Genomic DNA, 18,363 nt, shown 5'->3' on the forward strand with positions numbered 1-18,363 from the left:
TCGAACCTTCAGAAGGGAAATGGCTTAAGCCGCCTTTTGTGCCGCCGGCGATCATCACGATTGCTTGAACGGCGGGTGGCGCGTTCGGCTATTGCCGCCCCACCCTCAGATCTTCGACGATGTCGGCGTTCTGCCCGAGCCTCGACTTGTAAACCTGATAGTTTTCCATGACCCGCTGCACATAATTGCGGGTCTCCTGGAATGGAATGCGCTCGATCCAGTCGACGACTTCGTCGATCGGTTTGCCGCGCGGATCGCCATAGCGGCCAAGCCATTCCGGAACACGGCGCGGTCCGGCGTTGTAGGCGATGAAGGTCAGGATATAGGACCCGCCAAAACTACTGATCTGTTCGCCGAGATAGTGCGCGCCAAGCGTGGCGTTGTAGCCGGCATCGCTGGTCAGCCGGTCCTGCGAATAGGCAAGGCCATAGCGGCTGGCGACGCCCTTGGCGGTACCCGGCATCAGTTGCAGCAGGCCGCGGGCATTGGCGGTGGAGATGGCTGCGGGATTGAAGGCACTCTCCTGCCGCGCGATCGCATAGGCGAGCGCCTTGCCGGAACCGTCGATATTGGCGCTTGAAGGGATCACGCCGACGGGAAAGGCGAGCGCCGCGACATCGATGCCGCGTCCGAATGCAATCTTGCCGATCTGGAGCGAAAGCTGGTGGTTTCCGGCCTTCTCGGCGCGCGCCGAAAGCAGGGCGAGTTCGCCGGGACTGTTCAGTTCTTCGGCAAGCGCACGGTAGATACTGTCGGCGCGCCAGGCATGGCCGGCGCTTTCAAGGCGGGAGATCGCCCGCACCGCCTCGCGATTTTCGAATTGTGTCCGATCGCCCGCCGACGGGGCAGGGTAGGCGACGTTCAGCGCCTTGCGGCCAAGCCGGGCGGCTGCGAGTTGACCATAGAAGGTGCCGGGGTAGCGCGCCGCATTGGCGAAATACTCGCTGGCATTGCCCGGTCCGCCGGCCTCGGCCGACCGGCCCAGCCAGTACCAGGCGCGGGAGGCGGAAAGCGGGCGGTTTGACGCATCGAGGATGCGGCGGAAATGGCGAGCTGCGATCGCCGGATCTTCCATGCCGCGTAGTGCATACCAGCCGGCGTGGAATTCGGCATCGACGATATCGGTCGCCTCCGTGGCCATATGACCGGCCGCGATCCGGTAGGCGCCCTTGAAGTCGCCGGCGTCGAGCAGGCCTCGGCTGACAACGCGTTGCTCGATCCACCATTCGCTAGGATTGACGAGCACCCCTCTGTCCCTTGGCATACGGGCAAGCAGCTTGGCCGCTTCCTCGTACTTCTTCTGTTTGCGCAAGGACTCGATCTGAATGAAGAGATAGGCGGGATCCTTGCGCCAGGAAGGATCGACCGCCGCGATCAGCGCATCTGCCTTGTCGTTGCCGCGGCTGACTGCTGCCCAGGCACGATAGAGCGACTGCGCCTTGCCGAGATCGCCAAAGCGTTCGGCCTGTTCGACGCGATTGCGGTAGAGGAGCATGGCCATGCGCCGCTGATGATCGGCGGGTGTTAGTAGACTGGAGAACTCCGCGAGAATCCGGGTCTCGATATCCTTGTCGAGCGCGTCCCGTTGCCAAATTCCGAGCAACCGTTTCGCCGCTGCTTCCGTTTGTCCCTGGGCGACAAGGGCACGAGCCAGGATGAGGGTTCCCTCGGTTGTCTCGGGCTGCGTGTTGCCAAAGGCGTCAAGGACGTCCGGCGCCGGCGGGTTTTCGCGATAGAGCGCCCGCTCCGAATTGGCGCGCAGGGATTTCAGGCCGGGCCATCCCTGAAGTTCGCGCTGGGCATCGGCGATCTCAAAGGAAGGAATGCCGCGCTGGCCGGAAACGGCAATCGCCCAGGTCAGGATGTGACGGTCGAGTGCATCGCGGCTCATGGCATTGCGCACGGAAATCGCGGTCGCCGGCTGCCGGTTGGAGAGGGCGTCGAGGCCCGTCTTCAGATCGCTGTTGACCGGGGTGACGATCGCCGGAATGGCATTGGTGGTTTCGTCGACGGCAACCTGCGCGGCCTTGTTCGATATGTCGGGTTTATGCGCCGGAACCGGTATCCGTTCCGGCGTTTCGGAACTGAAGGCCGGCGATGTGAGCAACGCAGCGCCGACGATGGCGGCGACAGGCAGAAAATTTGATCCGCGCATCAAGAGGCCGTGTTCCCCGTGTCTCACATTCAGCTGCCGCCGGATTGTCTGAGGCAAGACTAGCGGCCAATATTGATCATGGCAATCGCACCACGCCGCCCCAGGCCTATGGCGGAGCGGGACCATTATGCGGGCCGAACGTCAAGCTTTTGCATGAAAACCGGCGTGAAATGCCGTGTCACGACGCTTGCCGCAGCCCCCTCACATGATTATGGTGCGGCAGTTTTTTAACCGTCGATTACGGCCAAAGCATGAGTGCATTTTGCGTCTTTGCGCCGTCAGGAGTTGTGCATGTTCAAGGGTTCCATTCCCGCTCTCGTAACACCGTTCACCGCCACCGGCGCGGTGGATGCGGATGGTTTCGTCGCGCATGTGGAATGGCAGATAAAAGAAGGCAGCCATGGTCTCGTGCCGGTCGGCACCACCGGCGAGTCTCCGACCCTTTCCCATGACGAGCACAAGAAAGTCGTCGAGCTCTGCATCGAGGCGGCGGCCAAGCGGGTGCCGGTGATCGCCGGCGCCGGCTCCAACAACACGACGGAAGCAGTCGAGCTCGCGCAGCATGCCGAAAAGGCTGGTGCCGATGCGATCCTCGTTGTCACGCCCTATTACAACAAGCCGACGCAGAAGGGCCTCTTCGCGCATTATGCCGCGATCGCCGAAAGCGTGAAGCTGCCGATCGTCATCTACAACATCCCCGGCCGGTCGGTCGTGGATATGAGTGTCGAGACCATGGCGGCGCTTAGCAAGGCCTATGCGAATATCATCGGCGTCAAGGATGCGACCGGCAAGATCGAGCGCGTTTCGGAACAGCGCATGGCCTGCGGTCCGGATTTCGTTCAGCTCTCCGGCGAGGACGCGACCGCGCTCGGCTTCAATGCCCATGGGGGCGTCGGCTGCATTTCCGTCACGGCCAATGTGGCGCCGCGCCTCTGCGCCGAGTTCCAGGAGGCGACGCTTGCCGGTGAATTCGCCAAGGCGCTTGCCTATCAGGACAAGCTGATGCCGCTGCACAAGGCGATCTTTATGGAGCCCGGCCTTTGCGGCGCGAAATATGCGCTGAACCGCCTCGGCCGGATGAGCCGCACCGTGCGCTCGCCGCTGCTGTCGACGCTGGAGCCGGCAACCGAGGTGGCGATCGACGCGGCGCTGAGGCATGCAGGATTGATGAACTGATGGCACCCAAAGGAAGCCAGCGCACGGTCAACAAGGTTGTGGCGGAAAACCGAAAGGCCCGCTTCAACTACGAGATCGTCGACACCTACGAGGCCGGTCTGGTTCTGACCGGCACCGAGGTCAAGTCGTTGCGCGAAGGCAAGGCCAACATTGCTGAATCCTATGCGACGGACGAAGGTGGAGAGATCTGGCTGATCAACTCCTATCTGCCGGAATATCTGCAGGCGAACCGCTTCAACCATGAAACCCGGCGGCGGCGGAAGCTGCTTCTGTCGAAGCGCGAGGTCAATCGTCTGCAGGGCGCGGTCAATCGCGAAGGAATGTCGCTGATCCCGCTGCGCATCTACTTCAACGAGCGCGGTCGGGCCAAGCTCGAACTGGCGCTCGGCAAGGGCAAGAAGCTCCACGACAAGCGCGAGACCTCGAAAGAGCGCGATTGGAACCGGCAGAAAAACCGCCTGCTGAAGGATCGTGGCTAGAGCAATTCCAGGAAAAGTGCTAAACGGTTTTCCGTCCGGAATTGCGTAATTTCAAAGACTTAGATCACTTCAGTGTTTCGATGAGACAATGAAATGATCTAAGCGATCCTTGGTCCGCTAGATCGCCGCTTTAGATTTCGACGGGGTCCGCCACCGGTTCGGCCGTATGCCGCGGCGTGCGTTCGGAAGGCTCGCGGCCGATTTCGGCCCGCAGCGTTGCGAGGTCGATGAAGTGATCGGCCTGGCGACGAAGGTCGTCGGCAATCATCGGTGGCTGGGTGGACATTGTCGACACGACCGAGACCTTGCGGCCCTTGCGCTGCAGCGCTTCGACGAGTGTGGTGAAGTCGCCGTCACCGGAGAAGATGACGAGGTGATCGACGGTCTCGGACTGTTCCATCGCATCGATCGCCAGTTCGATGTCCATGTTGCCCTTGATCTTGCGGCGGCCAAGTGAGTCGGTGAATTCTTTGGCCGGCTTCGTCACGACCTTGTAACCATTGTAGTCTAGCCAGTCGATCAGCGGGCGGATCGAAGAATATTCCTGATCTTCAATGAGGGCGGTGTAGTAGTAGGCGCGCAGCAGGTAACCGCGTTTTTGAAAGGCTTTCAGGAGTTTGCGATAGTCAATGTCAAAGCCGAGGCTCTTCGATGCCGCGTAGAGATTGGCGCCGTCGATAAAAAGTGCGATCTTTTCGCGGGGATCAAACATCGTCTTTCCTTTTCAATGCCGGCGCATCAAATGCCCGCTGCCGGCCGATACGCAAAAATAAGTCGGTTACATTAATAATTGCTGATATTGCAAATAATGTAGGCTAGGCATTGCATTATTCCAGCAGGGCGCTCGCGAATATAGCTAGTTTTAGCAGTTGCTATAGATAGTCCACATCCCTGGAGTGCCTTTTCTACCAGGCGTTTTGGCGTCGAGGCCAATGATGCAACCAGATGTTTGCGGCTAAGGTTTTCCAGCCCATTATGATCGCATTTTATCACGAAGTGTGACGTTACGTGAGCGGCACTTGCAGGAAAAACTTGAACTTGTCTTGTTTTGATTGTATCCGGGCGGCTAATTCCAGAAATCGGAGCCGACGAGGCCGTCGCTAGACGGCCGTTCCGGTTTCGTGTCGTCAATCCGTGCAGCGGCGATGCCGCCGCGCTTCGAGCCCAAAAGGACAGGCAATGGCCCGCGTCACCGTCGAAGATTGCATCGACAAGGTCGATAACCGTTTCGAACTCGTTCTGCTTGCCAGCCACCGCGCGCGCCTGATTTCCCAGGGTGCCGCCATCACCATCGACCGCGACAACGACAAGAACCCGGTCGTTGCGCTGCGCGAGATCGCCGATGAGACGCTTTCTCCCGGCGACCTCAAGGAAGATCTGATCCATTCGCTGCAGAAGCATGTTGAAGTGGACGAGCCCGAGCCCGATCCGGCTTCGCTGCTTCAATCGGAAGCGGAAACCACCTTCACCGAAGTTGCCGAAGACGAAGATCAGCCGGAAGCGATCACGTTCGACCGCATGTCGGAAGAAGAACTGTTGGCCGGCATCGAAGGTCTTGTGCCGCCGGAAAAGAGCGACGACTACTGAGATCCTTCGCGGAACGACCGTTCCTGCGTGTTTTCAAAGCAGTGCGCCACTCGTATGATTGGCGCACTTTTTTATTGATTTCTTCTGGAGCGGGATGAGGAAAAGTGGATGCGGTTGTCCGCCCGCATCCCGCTCTACCTTATGAGAAACGATTACGTTTATGATTTAGGTCGTTTCGACCTAAAATCACCCTGATCCAGAGGACCGCTAGCGAATGATGCGCCAATACGAGCTCGTTGAGCGCGTGCAAAAATACAAGCCCGACGTCAATGAAGCCTTGCTGAACAAGGCCTACGTCTATGCGATGCAGAAGCATGGCCAGCAGAAGCGGGCAAGCGGCGATCCCTATATCTCTCATCCCCTGGAAGTGGCTGCGATCCTGACGGAAATGCGGCTCGACGAGTCGACCATTGCGGTCGCGCTGCTGCACGACACGATCGAAGACACGACCGCGACCCGCCAGGAGATTGATGATCTCTTCGGCGAAGACATCGGTGCGCTCGTCGAGGGGCTGACGAAGATCAAGAAGCTCGATCTCGTCACCAAGAAGGCCAAGCAGGCTGAGAACCTGCGCAAACTGCTGCTGGCGATCTCGGACGACGTGCGTGTGCTTTTGGTCAAGCTTGCCGACCGGCTGCACAACATGCGCACGCTCGACCACATGTCGGCGGAGAAGCGGGCCCGCATCTCCGAAGAAACGATGGATATCTATGCGCCGCTCGCCGGCCGCATGGGTATGCAGGATATGCGCGAAGAGCTCGAAAATCTCTCGTTCCGCCACATCAACCCGGAAGCTTTCGAGACGGTCACTAGGCGACTGGAAGAACTTTCCCAGCGCAACGAAGGTCTGATCAAGAAGATCGAGGACGAGTTGCGCGAACTGCTTCAGGCCGAAGGCCTGAAGGCTGCGCAGGTCAAGGGCCGCCAGAAGAAGCCCTATTCGGTCTTCCGCAAGATGCAGTCGAAGTCGCTGTCCTTCGAACAGCTTTCCGACGTCTGGGGTTTCCGCATCATCGTCGATGACATCCCGTCCTGCTACCGGGCGCTCGGCATCGTGCACACCCGCTGGCGCGTTGTTCCAGGTCGCTTCAAGGACTACATCTCGACGCCGAAGCAGAACGACTATCAGTCGATCCACACCACGATCGTCGGCCCTTCGCGCCAGCGCATCGAGCTGCAGATCCGCACGCGGCGCATGAACGATATCGCCGAATACGGTATCGCGGCCCACTCGCTCTACAAGGACGGGGAGGGGAACTCGGCGGATCAGGCCCTGTCGCCGACGTCGAACGCCTATTCCTGGCTCAGGCGCACGATCGAATCCCTCGCCGAGGGCGACAACCCCGAAGAATTCCTCGAGCACACCAAGCTCGAGCTGTTCCAGGATCAGGTGTTCTGCTTCACGCCCAAGGGGCAGCTCATCGCGCTGCCGCGTGGCGCGACGCCGATCGACTTCGCCTACGCCGTACACACCAACATCGGCGACACCTGCGTCGGCGCCAAGATCAACGGCCGCATCATGCCGCTGGTCACACGCCTCAACAATGGTGACGAGGTGGAGATCATTCGCTCGGGCATTCAGGTGCCGCCGCCGGCCTGGGAAGAGATCGTCGTCACCGGCAAGGCGCGCTCGGCGATCCGCCGCGCGACGCGCGCCGCGGTTCGCAAGCAATATGCCGGCCTCGGCTATCGCATTCTGGAGCGCACCTTCGAGCGCGCCAGCAAGACGTTTTCGCGCGAAGCGCTAAAGCCGGCGCTGCATCGTCTCGGTCAGAAGGAAGTCGAAGACGCGATCGCTGCGGTCGGTCGCGGCGAGCTCTCTTCGCTCGATGTCCTGCGCGCGGTCTTCCCGGATCACCAGGATGAGCGCGTGACGGTGAAGCCGAGCGCCGACGATGGCTGGTTCAACATGCGCAGCGCCGCCGGCATGGTGTTCAAACTGCCGGGGCTTGGTAAGGATGCGAACGGCGCAGTACAGGTCGAAGGGCCGGAAGCGCTTCCAATCCGCGGTCTCTCCGGCAATGCCGAGGTGCATTTCAGCCCCGCCGGTGCCATTCCCGGCGATCGTATCGTCGGCATCATGGAAAAGGACAAGGGCATCACCATCTATCCGATCCAGTCGCCCATCCTGCAGAAATTCGACGACGAACCGGAGCGCTGGATCGATGTGCGCTGGGATCTGGACGAAGCCAACAGCAGCCGCTTCATGGCTCGGATTGCAATCAGCGCCCTGAATGAGCCGGGAACGCTGGCCGAAGTGGCTCAGGCGATCGCGACCAGCGACGTCAATATCCGCTCACTCTCGATGGGCCGCGTGGCGGCGGACTTCAGCGAGCTGCAGTTCGATCTTGAAGTCTGGGATCTGCGCCAGCTCAACCATCTGATCACGCAGCTCAAGGAGCTTCCGAGCGTGTCCACGGTGAAGCGCCTCTTTGAATGAGCCAACCGGCGCGGCGCCTGCAGGGCCGCCGTGGCCGTCGGTTCTACATGTCGCTGCCTCAAAAACAGGCACGAGGTGCATGGCAAAGCGGCAAGGCATGCTGTGACTGCATGGCTGCCGCCTTTTCCTGGAACTGGTGGAAAAGGGACTTCTAAACTATCTTCTGTATCGGGAGGTAAACAAAGAGGTTTGCCATGTTCAATCAGTTGAAGAAGATCACCCGCGCACTGCGCGTCCCCACTCAGGAAGAGCGCGAGCTCGCCTATCTCAATAGTTCGGTCGATCGCATCGATCTCGAGTACCGTCAGCGCCAGATCGATCGCGGCCTGTTCCGCAACTACTAAGTCGATCGCGTCCCGTCTGGTGGCGGGATGCTGAAGCCATGCGTTCCGTGAATGGCTTGCCTGCGACATATGCGCGGCGCGCCGGCGGGTTGCAAGCCGCAGCCATGACGCCTATCTTGCGGCCAGCAAACAGGCGGACGCGCCGTCTTGTGCCGGTCGACGGCTCCAAGATGCGGTCATGACGGCAGAATGTTATTTAGACGCAGAAACCCGGTCACGATTTCCGAAAGGCTCCGCGCACTCCTTTGGCCGCGCAAGGGCTTTCGGCGTGGTCCGCGCTACATTACCTTGCGGATCCTGCGCCTCTCCTCGACGCCGCACTCGATTGCTGTCGGGGTGGCTGCGGGCGTAGCGTCGTCGTTTACGCCGTTCTTCGGCCTGCACATCGTCATAGCCGTCGCTCTGGCCTTCGTGTTCTCCGGCAATCTGGTTGCCGCCGCGATCACCACCGCGCTTGCCAATCCGGTGACGATCCCGATGATCCTGACCGCGTCCTATGAGTTGGGCATCGCCATCTTGGGTGTGGAAAGCGCGCACGCCGCCAGCAGCGCCGACGTGATGCGCATGGTCGAGCACCTTGACCTCTCTGCCCTTTGGGGACCGGTCTTCAAGCCGATGCTCATCGGTTCCCTGCCGCTGGCCGCCGCCGGCGCGCTGATTTCCTATCTTGCGGCCTACCACGCTGCTCGCATCTTTCAAAAGCGACGCCGGGCGCGCACCAAAGACTTCGGATCTTCCTCATGATCATTGGCATAGGCAGCGACCTGATCGATATCAGGCGGATCGAAAACTCGCTTTCTCGCTTCGGCGAGCGCTTCGTGCAGCGCTGTTTCACGGAAATCGAGATCGCCAAGTCCGAAGGCCGGAAGAATAGGGCTGCGTCCTACGCCAAGCGCTTCGCCGCCAAGGAAGCCTGTTCGAAGGCGCTGGGGACGGGTCTTGCGCAGGGCGTCTTCTGGAAGGACATGGGCGTCATCAATTTGCCCGGCGGCAAACCGACAATGAACCTCACCGGCGGTGCAGCGGAGCGTCTGGCGCAGATGCTGCCGCCCCATCACCGGGCGGCCATTCACCTAACGATCACCGACGATTTTCCTCTGGCGCAGGCCTTCGTGATTATCGAAGCGCTGCCCGTTGCCCCGGTTGAGGGAACGGTTTAGAGCATTCCGCTGGAAAACCCGGTCCGAGGCGATTGAAGGGCAGGCAGTCTGCAGCATATGAGACCGGATTGTACGCAGTTTGAAGGTGGGATCAGAACTGCGGAAGAAAGTTAAGAGCAAGCCCCGGTGAGGGCGTTGCCATGATAAAGGAAGACACTAGCGTGGCAGAAAAGACAGAAGCGAAGCAGAGCGGTCTCTGGGAAAACGTGAAGGTCGTTATCCAGGCGCTCCTCCTGGCCGTAGTCATCCGTACCGTTCTCTTTCAGCCCTTCACCATTCCCTCGGGCTCGATGATGCCGACGCTGCTCGTCGGCGACTACATCTTCGTCAACAAGTTCGCCTACGGTTTTTCCAAGTATTCGCTGCCGCTTTCTCCCGATCTGTTCTCCGGCCGCATTTTCGCCAGCGAGCCGAAACGTGGCGATATCGTCGTCTTCCGCTTCCCGCCGAACCCCGATATCGACTATATCAAGCGCCTCGTCGGCCTGCCGGGGGATCGCGTCCAGGTGCGCAACAGCATCCTCTACATCAACGACAAGCCGGTCGACCGCGTGCCGGACGGTGCGTTCCGCGCCGACGATCAGTACGACACCGGCGGAGACGTCCCGGTCTATCGTGAGACGATGGACAATGGCGTGTCCTACGACACGCTCGACCAGTTCCCGGATTCGCGCGGCGACAACACCCGCGAATTCATCGTGCCCGAAGGTCACTACTTCATGATGGGCGACAACCGCGACAACTCGGCCGACAGCCGCTTCGACGTCGGCTTCGTCCCGGCCGAGAACCTGGTTGGCCGCGCCAGCATGATCTTCTTCTCGCTCGGCAACGACACCTCGTTCCGCGAAGTCTGGAAGTGGCCGGCGAACCTGCGTTACGATCGTCTGTTCAAGGCGGTCGAATAATGAAGTCGCGGTCGCTGAGCGCGGAGGATCGGGCAAAATTCGAGACCGTGATTGGCTATCAGTTTGCTGAGAAGGAGCGCCTGGATCGGGCGCTCACCCATTCCAGCGCCCGCAGCGCCAAAGGCTCCAACTATCAGCGCCTGGAGTTTCTGGGCGACCGGGTGCTGGGGCTCTGCATTGCCGAACTTCTGTTCCAGACGTTTCGCGACGCAAATGAAGGCGAGCTGTCGGTACGGCTGAACCAGCTCGTCAGCGCCGAAAGCTGCGCCATGGTCGCCGACGATCTCGAACTGCACCAGTTCATCCGCACCGGTTCCGACGTCAAGAAGATTACCGGCAAGGCGATGATGAATGTGCGCGCCGATGTGGTAGAGTCGCTCATCGCCGCCATTTATCTCGATGGGGGCCTTGAGGCCGCCCGCGGCTTCGTGCTGCGCCATTGGAAGGATCGGGCGGTCCGCGCCGACGGTGCCCGCCGCGATGCGAAGACCGAATTGCAGGAATGGGCGCATGCCAAGTTTGGCATCGCGCCGACTTACAGGACGGACGATCGTTCCGGCCCGGATCATGATCCCCGCTTCACGGTAACCGTGGAGATCGAGGGGGTCGCGCCGGAGACCGGGATCGACAGGTCCAAGCGTGGCGCCGAACAGGTCGCCGCAATGAAATTGCTGGAACGCGAAGGCGTGTGGCGGAAAAACTCCGCCGGAAATTGACGGAAAAAATGACGGACATGGAAAAAGATACGGCCGCTGAAGGCGCGCCGACCCACTCGGGTTTCGTGGCGCTGATCGGCGCGACCAACGCAGGCAAGTCGACTTTGGTCAACCGCCTCGTCGGCGCCAAGGTTTCGATCGTCAGCCACAAGGTGCAGACCACGCGCGCGATCGTGCGTGGCATCGCGATCCACGACAACGCTCAGATCGTCTTCATGGACACGCCCGGCATCTTCAAGCCGCGGCGGCGGCTCGACCGCGCCATGGTCACGACCGCCTGGGGCGGCGCCAAGGACGCCGACGTGATCATGCTCCTGATCGACAGCGAGCGTGGCCTGAAGGGCGATGCGGAAGCGATCCTCGAGGGGCTGAAAGAAGTGCACCAGCCGAAGATTCTTGTGTTGAACAAGATCGACCAGGTGCGGCCGGAGGATCTTTTGAAGCTCGCGGCTGCGGCCAACGAGACGATCAAGTTCGAACGCACCTTCATGATTTCGGCGCTGAACGGTTCGGGCTGCAAGGACCTCATGGACTATCTCGCCGAGACGTTGCCGGAAGGTCCCTGGTACTATCCGGAGGATCAGATTTCCGATTTGCCGATGCGCCAGCTCGCGGCCGAAATCACCCGCGAAAAGTTGTTTCTGCGTCTGCATCAGGAGCTTCCCTATGCCTCGCATGTCGAAACCGAGAAGTGGGAAGAGCGCAAGGACGGATCGGTTCGCATCGAACAGGTGATCTACGTCGAGCGCGAAAGCCAGAAGAAGATCGCGCTCGGCAAGAACGGCGACGCGATCAAGGCGATTTCGACGGCGTCGCGCAAGGAGATCTCCGAGATCCTCGAGCAGCCGGTGCATCTCTTCCTGTTCGTCAAGGTGCGAGAAAACTGGGGCGACGACCCCGAGCGCTTCCGCGAAATGGGCCTCGAATTCCCGCGATAAGCTTGGGCATACGATGCCGGCAAGGGGCAAGCCGTGGGGTGGATGCCGCCTCAGTTTGCTCTGGCCTCAGCGATCTGCCGCTTTCCCAGGGCCGGGCCGATCATCTCGATACGGTTGGTCCAGATGTAGCCGGAAAACCCCGGCGGGACCAATTCCAGATCCTGCATCGTATCGATCCCGGTGGTGAAGTCGCCGCCGTGATAAGGGCCGAGCAGGATGATCTCGCTTCCGGCCGCTTTCATGCGCGCGGAGAACCGGTCGGGCCAACCCCAGAGAAAATGCGCGTAATTGCCGGGCACGATGACGAGGGTGTTCCGGCAAGCCTCCGGCATCAGTCCGGTCCAGCCATAGCCGAGATAGCGCGTTAGGCACGCCATCGTCGACGTCCGGTCATAGCCGCGCATCCCTTCCACGCGCTTCAGAGTCTCGCGAGTCGGTTCCTCGCCGCCATAGACCCCGAACATAGCCTGCCGCCATTGCGGCCGCGCTTCGATCAGCGTTGCGAGTGCCGCGCCCTCCTCGGCGCGCCGGCTCTTGAAGTTGACGAGAAACTTGCGGTCGGGCAGGGCAGCCAGCACCTCGTCCAGCGTCGGCATCTGGCCGACGCCCTTTCCGCGGAAGGGGAAGGTCTTGCCGCCATCGGCCGTATAGCCGTAACCGATATCGAGAGACTTCAGCGTCGCCATCGGCGTTTCCTCGGTAACGCCCTTGCCTTCGGTCCGGCAGTCGAGCGTCCAGTCGTGAAAGACGGCGAACTGTTTGTCTGGCGTGAGATGCACGTCGAGTTCGACGACATCAGCGCCCGCATCGAAGGCAGCCCCCATCGAGGCGATCGTATTTTCGAGATAGGGATGCTGTGGCGGATCGATGATCGTTGCAGTGCAGGTGTCGTTGCCGACATTGGCCTTCGGATAGGTTTGGTGAACGCCTCGGTGTGAGAGCAGCTTCGCCGAGCCTGCCGGTGGCGTGACGAACAGCGACGTGTTCATCAGCCAGACGACGGCGGCAAACAGAACAATGGCAGCAACGAACTTCTTCATCCTGTTTCTCCTCTTCGAATCCGGATTGCTCGACATTGTGGCGTCAGGATGTTGATACACGCCTCACGTGCGTGTCGCGGATTGCGAACGATGTGTCACCCGCGCGCGCGATTGACCCTCAGCCGCGCCCTGTGAGACGTAGCTATCGCTGATTTTGCGATCCGGAGAAAAGAGATGCCGCAGCTTGTCGAAGGAAAATGGGTCGAGGGCGACGTTGCGGCCAGCGAGATGAAAGGCGGTGCATTCTACCGGGAGCCGACGCGCTTTCATCGCTGGATCACGCCGGACGGGAGCCCAGGGCCGGATGGCCAGCCGGCTCTGCCGGCCGAGGCGGGGCGCTACCGCCTGTTCGTTTCCTATCTCTGCCCCTGGGCCTCGCGCACGATTGCCTTCCGCAACCTCAAGGGATTGCAGGAGATCATCGGACTTACGGTGACCAACCCGGTGCTCGGTGAGGATGGCTGGACCTATGACGAGCCGGTCGATGCCGGCGAGCGCGTCGGCAAGATCCGTTTTCATCATGAACTCTATGTGGCGAGCGACCCGACCTATACCGGCAAGGTCTCGGTACCGGTTCTCTGGGACATGCGCGAAGGGCGGATCGTCAACAACGAGTCCGCCGACATCATCCGCATCCTGAACTCAGGCTTTGATCATCTGACCGGCAACCGGCTCGATTTCTATCCGGAGGCGTTGCGTGGCGAAATCGATCGCTGGAATGGCCCGATCTACGAGCGGGTCAACAACGGCGTCTATCGATCCGGCTTTGCAAAGACGCAGGAAGCCTATGATGAGGCGGTGTCGAGCCTGTTCGGCATGCTCGACGAAGTCGAGGCACACCTCGCGGTCAACCGTTATCTCGCAGGCGAGTACCTGACCGAGGCGGACATCCGCTTGTTCGTCACCCTGATTCGTTTCGATGCGGCCTATCATGGCGCCTTCAAATGCAACATCCGCCGGATCGAGGACTACCCGGCGTTGTCGAACTATCTGCGCGAAATCTATCAATGGCCGGGTATCCGCGAGAGCGTGCGCATCGATCATATCAAACGCGGCTACTACGGCATTGCCCACATCAATCCGACCCGCATCGTTCCTGCCGGCCCGATGCTGGATTTCGATCGCCCGCATGATCGTGCTCGCTTGCGAGGGCGCGGAGTCGTTGGCGCATAGCCGCGTTTCCTCATTTGCTAAGGAAACAAATCTATGAGGGGCCATAGAGAACCCATTGCCAATCGATGGAAGCTTCCTAAATTAATGGAAGTTCTGATGGATAGGAGCCCGATGGCGGCTGGCCTGACGAATTTCCGGCGGGGCAAGCACAAGGATCCTGACGCGCCCGCTGGATGCCCGTGACGCCACGCCCGAGCCGGTTCTCGCCGCTTCCGGACGTGCTCGCGTCTGTTCGCCATGCGCGCTCACGCAACCCCCGGAAGCCCCGAAAGAGCCGGCCCTTCGCATCTCTCGTGCGCCAGGACACGTATGTAGGTCTGGTAGGGGTGAGATATGAATGCAGCATTGTTGACTTTGCTTCGCCGTCTGGTGCGCAACGGCAATCTGACGGTGACTTTTTCTTCCGGCGAACAGGTCATTTTGGGTGACGGCACCGGAAAACCGGCATCAATCCGCATCGTCGACGCGGAGGCGGAGAATGCGATCGTCCGGGACCCGGGCCTTCGCTTTGGTGAAATGTACATGGATGGGCGCGTCGTCATCGAAAGAGGTGACATTTTCGACGTGCTTTCGATCGTGAAGGCGAACGGCATCGAGAATGCGGCAAATGCCACCAACACGATCACAGGCCTGTGGCATGTGCTGCGCCAGCAGTTGGTGAGCCGCATGCCGGTCAATCGCAACCGGAACAACGTCGCCCATCACTACGATCTCGATCGCAATCTCTTCAACCTGTTCCTCGACGAGGACTGGCAATATTCCTGCGCCTATTTCCAGCCGCGGGGAATATCGCTCGACGCAGCACAGCTCGCCAAGAAGCGGCACATCGCCGCGAAGCTTCTGCTGGAGCCGGGGCAGAAGGTGCTGGAGGTCGGTTCCGGCTGGGGCGGGATGGCTATGTATCTGGCCGAATCCTCCGGAGTCGAAGTCACGGGCATCACGCTCAGCGAGGAGCAGCTGAAGGTTTCCCGTGATCGTGCCGCCAGGCGCGGGCTTTCCGATCGTGTCCGCTTCGAACTGCAGGACTACCGCACCCTTGAGGGCCGGCAGTTCGACCGCATCGTCTCCGTCGGCATGTTCGAGCATGTCGGCATCGGCAATTACGGAAATTTCTTCAACAAGATGAAGGAGTTGCTGACGCCGGAAGGCGTCATGCTGCTGCATTCGATCGGCCAGGTCTACAAGCCCTGGGCGACCAACCCGTGGATCGAAAAGTACATCTTCCCCGGCGGTTATATTCCCGCTCTCTCCGAGGTTCTGCCGTCGGTCGAGCGTATGCGGCTGCTGGTGAAGGATGTCGAGATCCTGCCGATGCACTATGCCTGGACCTTGCGGGCCTGGCGGGAGCGTTTCGTCGCGCGCCGCGAAGAGGCGGTAAGGCTCTACGACGAACGCTTCTTCCGCATGTGGGAGTTCTACCTGGCGGCTTCCGAAACGGCCTTCCTCTACGACAAACACTTCATCTTCCAGCTTCAGCTCTCGCCTTCTCTCGATGCCGTGCCGGTCACGCGCGGCTACATCGAGGAGCGGGAGCGGCAATTGATCGAGTTCGAGAAGCGTCGGCCGCCGCTCGAACCGGTCAACAATTGGGACGAGGCGCCGGCGGAAGAACACATCGAACCGGCTGCGATCGCGGTCTGATGCAAGGGCCATCCCTGTCGCTATAGGTCGACACGGGATGGCCATCCCCCATCTTCTGTGGAGTTCGGAATTTCCTCCGAAGGCCTTCACTTGGCCTCGAAGCCCTGCGCCTTTATGGTCGCCGACCAAACGACTGCCTGTTTCCGCGGATCATCTCCGATCCAAGGACAAAACGTGCAGGGCTTCCAAGCGCTGCAGGAAAGACGGAATTCCCATGGCCAACCCCGCTAAATCCATCGCCGCCATTATTGCCAGCGAAATCAAGGCAGCACCTTCGCAGGTTAAAGCCGCTGTCGAGCTGTTGGACGAGGGGGCAACTGTGCCGTTCATCGCGCGCTACCGCAAGGAAGTGACCGGCGGCCTAGACGACACGCAATTGCGTATGCTGTCGGAGCGGCTGACTTACTTGCGCGAACTCGAGGCGCGTCGGGCATCGATCCTCGAGTCGATCCGCGGGCAGGACAAGCTGTCGGACGAACTGGAAGCCAAGATCGCTGCCGTCGAAACCAAGGCGGAACTCGAAGACATCTATCTGCCCTACAAGCCGAAGCGCCGCACCAAGGCTGAGATCGCCCGCGAGCGTGGCCTCGCGCCGCTGGCGGAAGCGATCCTGGCCGATCGCTCCGTCGCGCCGGCCGATCGCGCAACGGCCTTCCTGACCGCCGAGGTGGTTGATGTGAAGGCGGCGCTTGATGGCGCGCGCGACATCATCGCCGAAGGCATGACCGAAAACGCCGATCTGCTTGGCCGCCTTCGCAACCACATGAAGGGCGCCGCCTTCCTGCGCGCCAAGGTCGTCGACGGCAAGCAGGAGGCGGGCGCCAAGTTCTCCGACTATTTCGACCATTCCGAGCGCTGGGCGACGACGCCCGGTCACCGGGCGCTGGCGATGCTGCGCGGTTGGAACGAAGAGGTTCTGTCCGTTGATATCGTCGTCGATCAGGACGACACGTCGCCGGTAAAGCCGGTCGAGCGCATGATCGCCGCCGCCTACAATGTCGGCGCCCATCTGCCGGGTGACAAATGGCTGGCCGAGATGATCGGCTGGACCTGGCGCGTGAAGCTCTCCATGTCGCTGTCGCTCGACCTGATGCGTGAACTGCGCGAGCGTGCCGAAGAGGAGGCGATCCACGTCTTCGCCCGCAACCTCAAGGACCTGCTGCTTGCCGCGCCTGCGGGATCGCGGGCCACGATGGGCCTCGATCCGGGCATCCGCACCGGCGTCAAGGTCGCGGTGGTCGACGGCACCGGCAAGCTGCTCGAAACGACGACCGTCTACCCGTTCCCACCGAAGAACGACGTTCGTGGCACGCAGGCCGAGCTCGCCTCGCTGATCCGCAAGCACAAGGTGGAGCTGATCGCGATCGGCAACGGAACCGGCAGCCGTGAGACCGAAAAGCTCGTTGCCGACATGCTCCTGCAGCTGCCGGCGCCGAAGCCGACCAAGGTCATCGTTTCCGAAGCCGGCGCCTCGGTTTACTCGGCATCTGAAACGGCCGCCTTGGAGTTCCCCGGCCTCGACGTTTCGCTGCGCGGTGCAGTCTCGATCGCCCGCCGCTTGCAGGATCCGCTGGCCGAGCTTGTGAAGATCGAGCCGAAGTCGATCGGCGTTGGCCAGTACCAGCACGACGTCGACCAGTCGAAGCTCAGCCGCTCGCTCGATGCGGTGGTGGAAGACGCGGTGAACGCCGTCGGCGTCGACGTCAACACGGCGTCGGCACCGCTGCTTGCCCGGGTGTCCGGCCTCGGCAAATCCTCGGCCGAGGCGATCGTCGCGCATCGTGACGCGACCGGGCCGTTTGGAAGCCGCAAGGAACTGTTGAAAGTGCCGCGGCTCGGCGCGCGCACCTTCGAACAGTGCGCAGGCTTCCTGCGCATCCCGAACGGCAAGGAGCCGCTCGATGCCTCCTCCGTCCATCCGGAAGCCTATGGCGTCGCCAAGAAGATCGTGGCCGCCTGCGGGCGCGACGTGCGCGCTCTGATGGGCGACAGTGTCGCCCTGAAGCAACTCGACCCACGGACCTTCGTGGACGAGCGCTTCGGCTTGCCGACCGTCAAGGACATTCTCGCCGAACTCGAAAAGCCGGGCCGTGACCCGCGCCCGAGCTTCAAGACCGCGACCTTTGCCGAGGGCATCGACGACATCAAGGACCTGAAGGTCGGCATGCAGCTCGAGGGCACCGTCACCAATGTCGCGGCTTTCGGTGCCTTCGTCGACATCGGCGTCCACCAGGATGGCCTCGTCCACGTGTCTCAACTCGCGGACCGTTTCATCAAGGACCCCCATGAAGTGGTGAAGGCCGGGGATGTCGTGACTGTCCGCGTCACCGAGGTGGATGTCGCCCGCAAGCGCATCGGCCTGACGATGCGGAAGGATGGTGGCGCTGAGTCAGGCCGCGAGGCCCGTGGCAGCGCACCGAATGGCGGCAACCGTGGCGCGCCCACGCGCCCGCAGAAGCCGCAAGCGCCGTCGCAGGGCGCCTTTGGTGCGGCCCTGATGGAGGCGATGAAGCGCAAATAGCGGCTTCGGCATCGGTTCTACAGCGCCACGCGTCATTGCGACGCGCGGCGCCCCCGATGGATGGTCTATAATTTAGATAATTGTAATA

General features: G+C 61.1%; 16 protein-coding genes. 13 read left to right on the forward strand and 3 right to left on the reverse strand.

Translation table 11 applies throughout. From position 1 onward, the window contains the following. Positions 1-88: 88 nt before the first annotated feature. Positions 89-2,155, reverse strand: coding sequence for a transglycosylase SLT domain-containing protein (locus AC3WWH_RS05430; RefSeq protein ID WP_058320273.1), 2,067 nt, complete (start codon positions 2,153-2,155; stop codon positions 89-91). 291 nt (positions 2,156-2,446) lie between these two features. On the opposite strand from AC3WWH_RS05430, the gene dapA reads away from it, so the two are divergent. Both dapA and smpB read left to right on the forward strand, forming a co-directional pair. Beyond that, on the forward strand, positions 2,447-3,331 hold the full coding sequence (dapA, locus tag AC3WWH_RS05435) for a 4-hydroxy-tetrahydrodipicolinate synthase (RefSeq protein ID WP_058320272.1): 885 nt from the start codon (positions 2,447-2,449) through the stop codon (positions 3,329-3,331). Continuing rightward, positions 3,331-3,810, forward strand: a complete 480-nt coding sequence (smpB, locus tag AC3WWH_RS05440) for an SsrA-binding protein SmpB (protein WP_057252818.1) — start codon at positions 3,331-3,333, stop codon at positions 3,808-3,810. Before dapA ends, smpB begins: the two co-directional genes overlap by 1 nt. 130 nt (positions 3,811-3,940) lie before the next feature. On the opposite strand, the gene AC3WWH_RS05445 is transcribed toward smpB, so the two are convergent. Continuing rightward, a complete protein-coding gene (locus AC3WWH_RS05445; RefSeq protein ID WP_057252816.1) occupies positions 3,941-4,522 on the reverse strand; it encodes a LabA-like NYN domain-containing protein in 582 nt (193 codons plus the stop codon). A gap of 467 nt (positions 4,523-4,989) precedes the next feature. Here AC3WWH_RS05445 and rpoZ point away from each other — a divergent pair, with 467 nt between their 5' ends. The 8 genes from rpoZ (at position 4,990) to era (ending at position 11,900) form a co-directional block, all read left to right on the forward strand. Further along, positions 4,990-5,397: a DNA-directed RNA polymerase subunit omega gene (gene rpoZ / locus AC3WWH_RS05450; protein ID WP_057252814.1), complete on the forward strand. Its 408-nt coding sequence runs from the start codon at positions 4,990-4,992 to the stop codon at positions 5,395-5,397. A gap of 214 nt (positions 5,398-5,611) precedes the next feature. Further along, the gene (locus tag AC3WWH_RS05455) at positions 5,612-7,837 is read left to right on the forward strand and encodes a RelA/SpoT family protein (protein WP_057252812.1); all 2,226 of its coding nucleotides are present in this window, start codon (positions 5,612-5,614) and stop codon (positions 7,835-7,837) included. A 194-nt stretch (positions 7,838-8,031) separates the two neighbouring features. Beyond that, positions 8,032-8,181 (forward strand): DUF3563 family protein, encoded by a 150-nt coding sequence (locus AC3WWH_RS05460; RefSeq protein ID WP_065377015.1) that lies wholly within the window; start codon positions 8,032-8,034, stop codon positions 8,179-8,181. Between the two features lie 288 nt (positions 8,182-8,469). Continuing rightward, positions 8,470-8,925 carry a DUF2062 domain-containing protein gene (locus AC3WWH_RS05465; protein WP_245296263.1) on the forward strand — a complete coding sequence of 152 codons (456 nt, stop codon included), beginning with the start codon at positions 8,470-8,472 and terminating at the stop codon, positions 8,923-8,925. Further along, positions 8,922-9,341, forward strand: coding sequence for a holo-ACP synthase (gene acpS / locus AC3WWH_RS05470; protein ID WP_058320270.1), 420 nt, complete (start codon positions 8,922-8,924; stop codon positions 9,339-9,341). Before AC3WWH_RS05465 ends, acpS begins: the two co-directional genes overlap by 4 nt. Positions 9,342-9,502: 161 nt before the next feature. After that, the gene (lepB, locus tag AC3WWH_RS05475) at positions 9,503-10,246 is read left to right on the forward strand and encodes a signal peptidase I (protein WP_058320269.1); all 744 of its coding nucleotides are present in this window, start codon (positions 9,503-9,505) and stop codon (positions 10,244-10,246) included. Beyond that, a complete protein-coding gene (rnc, locus tag AC3WWH_RS05480; RefSeq protein ID WP_113399708.1) occupies positions 10,246-10,962 on the forward strand; it encodes a ribonuclease III in 717 nt (238 codons plus the stop codon). Before lepB ends, rnc begins: the two co-directional genes overlap by 1 nt. A gap of 8 nt (positions 10,963-10,970) precedes the next feature. Beyond that, complete coding sequence (gene era / locus AC3WWH_RS05485; protein WP_057252807.1) at positions 10,971-11,900, forward strand: GTPase Era; 930 nt, start codon at positions 10,971-10,973, stop codon at positions 11,898-11,900. A gap of 50 nt (positions 11,901-11,950) precedes the next feature. On the opposite strand, the gene AC3WWH_RS05490 is transcribed toward era, so the two are convergent. After that, on the reverse strand, positions 11,951-12,940 hold the full coding sequence (locus tag AC3WWH_RS05490) for a glycerophosphodiester phosphodiesterase family protein (RefSeq protein WP_058320268.1): 990 nt from the start codon (positions 12,938-12,940) through the stop codon (positions 11,951-11,953). A gap of 174 nt (positions 12,941-13,114) precedes the next feature. On the opposite strand from AC3WWH_RS05490, the gene AC3WWH_RS05495 reads away from it, so the two are divergent. From AC3WWH_RS05495 to AC3WWH_RS05505, 3 genes are all read left to right on the forward strand, one after another. Further along, complete coding sequence (locus tag AC3WWH_RS05495; protein WP_058320267.1) at positions 13,115-14,113, forward strand: glutathione S-transferase family protein; 999 nt, start codon at positions 13,115-13,117, stop codon at positions 14,111-14,113. Between the two features lie 333 nt (positions 14,114-14,446). After that, positions 14,447-15,754: a cyclopropane fatty acid synthase gene (locus AC3WWH_RS05500; RefSeq protein WP_058320266.1), complete on the forward strand. Its 1,308-nt coding sequence runs from the start codon at positions 14,447-14,449 to the stop codon at positions 15,752-15,754. Between the two features lie 214 nt (positions 15,755-15,968). Then, the gene (locus tag AC3WWH_RS05505; protein WP_058320265.1) at positions 15,969-18,275 is read left to right on the forward strand and encodes a Tex family protein; all 2,307 of its coding nucleotides are present in this window, start codon (positions 15,969-15,971) and stop codon (positions 18,273-18,275) included. The last annotated feature ends 88 nt before the right edge of the window (positions 18,276-18,363 follow it).

This window comes from Ensifer sp. EB106-03-01-XG145 (assembly GCF_058792075.1).

Excerpts from the sequence above, each read along its gene's own strand:
- AC3WWH_RS05430 (WP_058320273.1), bottom strand. The coding sequence starts at position 2,155 with ATGCGCGGATCAAATTTTCTGCCTGTCGCCGCCATCGTCGGCGCTGCG.
- AC3WWH_RS05505 (WP_058320265.1), top strand. The coding sequence starts at position 15,969 with ATGGCCAACCCCGCTAAATCCATCGCCGCCATTATTGCCAGCGAAATC.
- era (WP_057252807.1), top strand. The coding sequence starts at position 10,971 with ATGACGGACATGGAAAAAGATACGGCCGCTGAAGGCGCGCCGACCCAC.
- AC3WWH_RS05490 (WP_058320268.1), bottom strand. The coding sequence starts at position 12,940 with ATGAAGAAGTTCGTTGCTGCCATTGTTCTGTTTGCCGCCGTCGTCTGG.
- acpS (WP_058320270.1), top strand. The coding sequence starts at position 8,922 with ATGATCATTGGCATAGGCAGCGACCTGATCGATATCAGGCGGATCGAA.
- AC3WWH_RS05455 (WP_057252812.1), top strand. The coding sequence starts at position 5,612 with ATGATGCGCCAATACGAGCTCGTTGAGCGCGTGCAAAAATACAAGCCC.
- AC3WWH_RS05445 (WP_057252816.1), bottom strand. The coding sequence starts at position 4,522 with ATGTTTGATCCCCGCGAAAAGATCGCACTTTTTATCGACGGCGCCAAT.
- AC3WWH_RS05495 (WP_058320267.1), top strand. The coding sequence starts at position 13,115 with ATGCCGCAGCTTGTCGAAGGAAAATGGGTCGAGGGCGACGTTGCGGCC.
- dapA (WP_058320272.1), top strand. The coding sequence starts at position 2,447 with ATGTTCAAGGGTTCCATTCCCGCTCTCGTAACACCGTTCACCGCCACC.
- rnc (WP_113399708.1), top strand. The coding sequence starts at position 10,246 with ATGAAGTCGCGGTCGCTGAGCGCGGAGGATCGGGCAAAATTCGAGACC.
- AC3WWH_RS05460 (WP_065377015.1), top strand. The coding sequence starts at position 8,032 with ATGTTCAATCAGTTGAAGAAGATCACCCGCGCACTGCGCGTCCCCACT.
- smpB (WP_057252818.1), top strand. The coding sequence starts at position 3,331 with ATGGCACCCAAAGGAAGCCAGCGCACGGTCAACAAGGTTGTGGCGGAA.
- rpoZ (WP_057252814.1), top strand. The coding sequence starts at position 4,990 with ATGGCCCGCGTCACCGTCGAAGATTGCATCGACAAGGTCGATAACCGT.
- AC3WWH_RS05500 (WP_058320266.1), top strand. The coding sequence starts at position 14,447 with ATGAATGCAGCATTGTTGACTTTGCTTCGCCGTCTGGTGCGCAACGGC.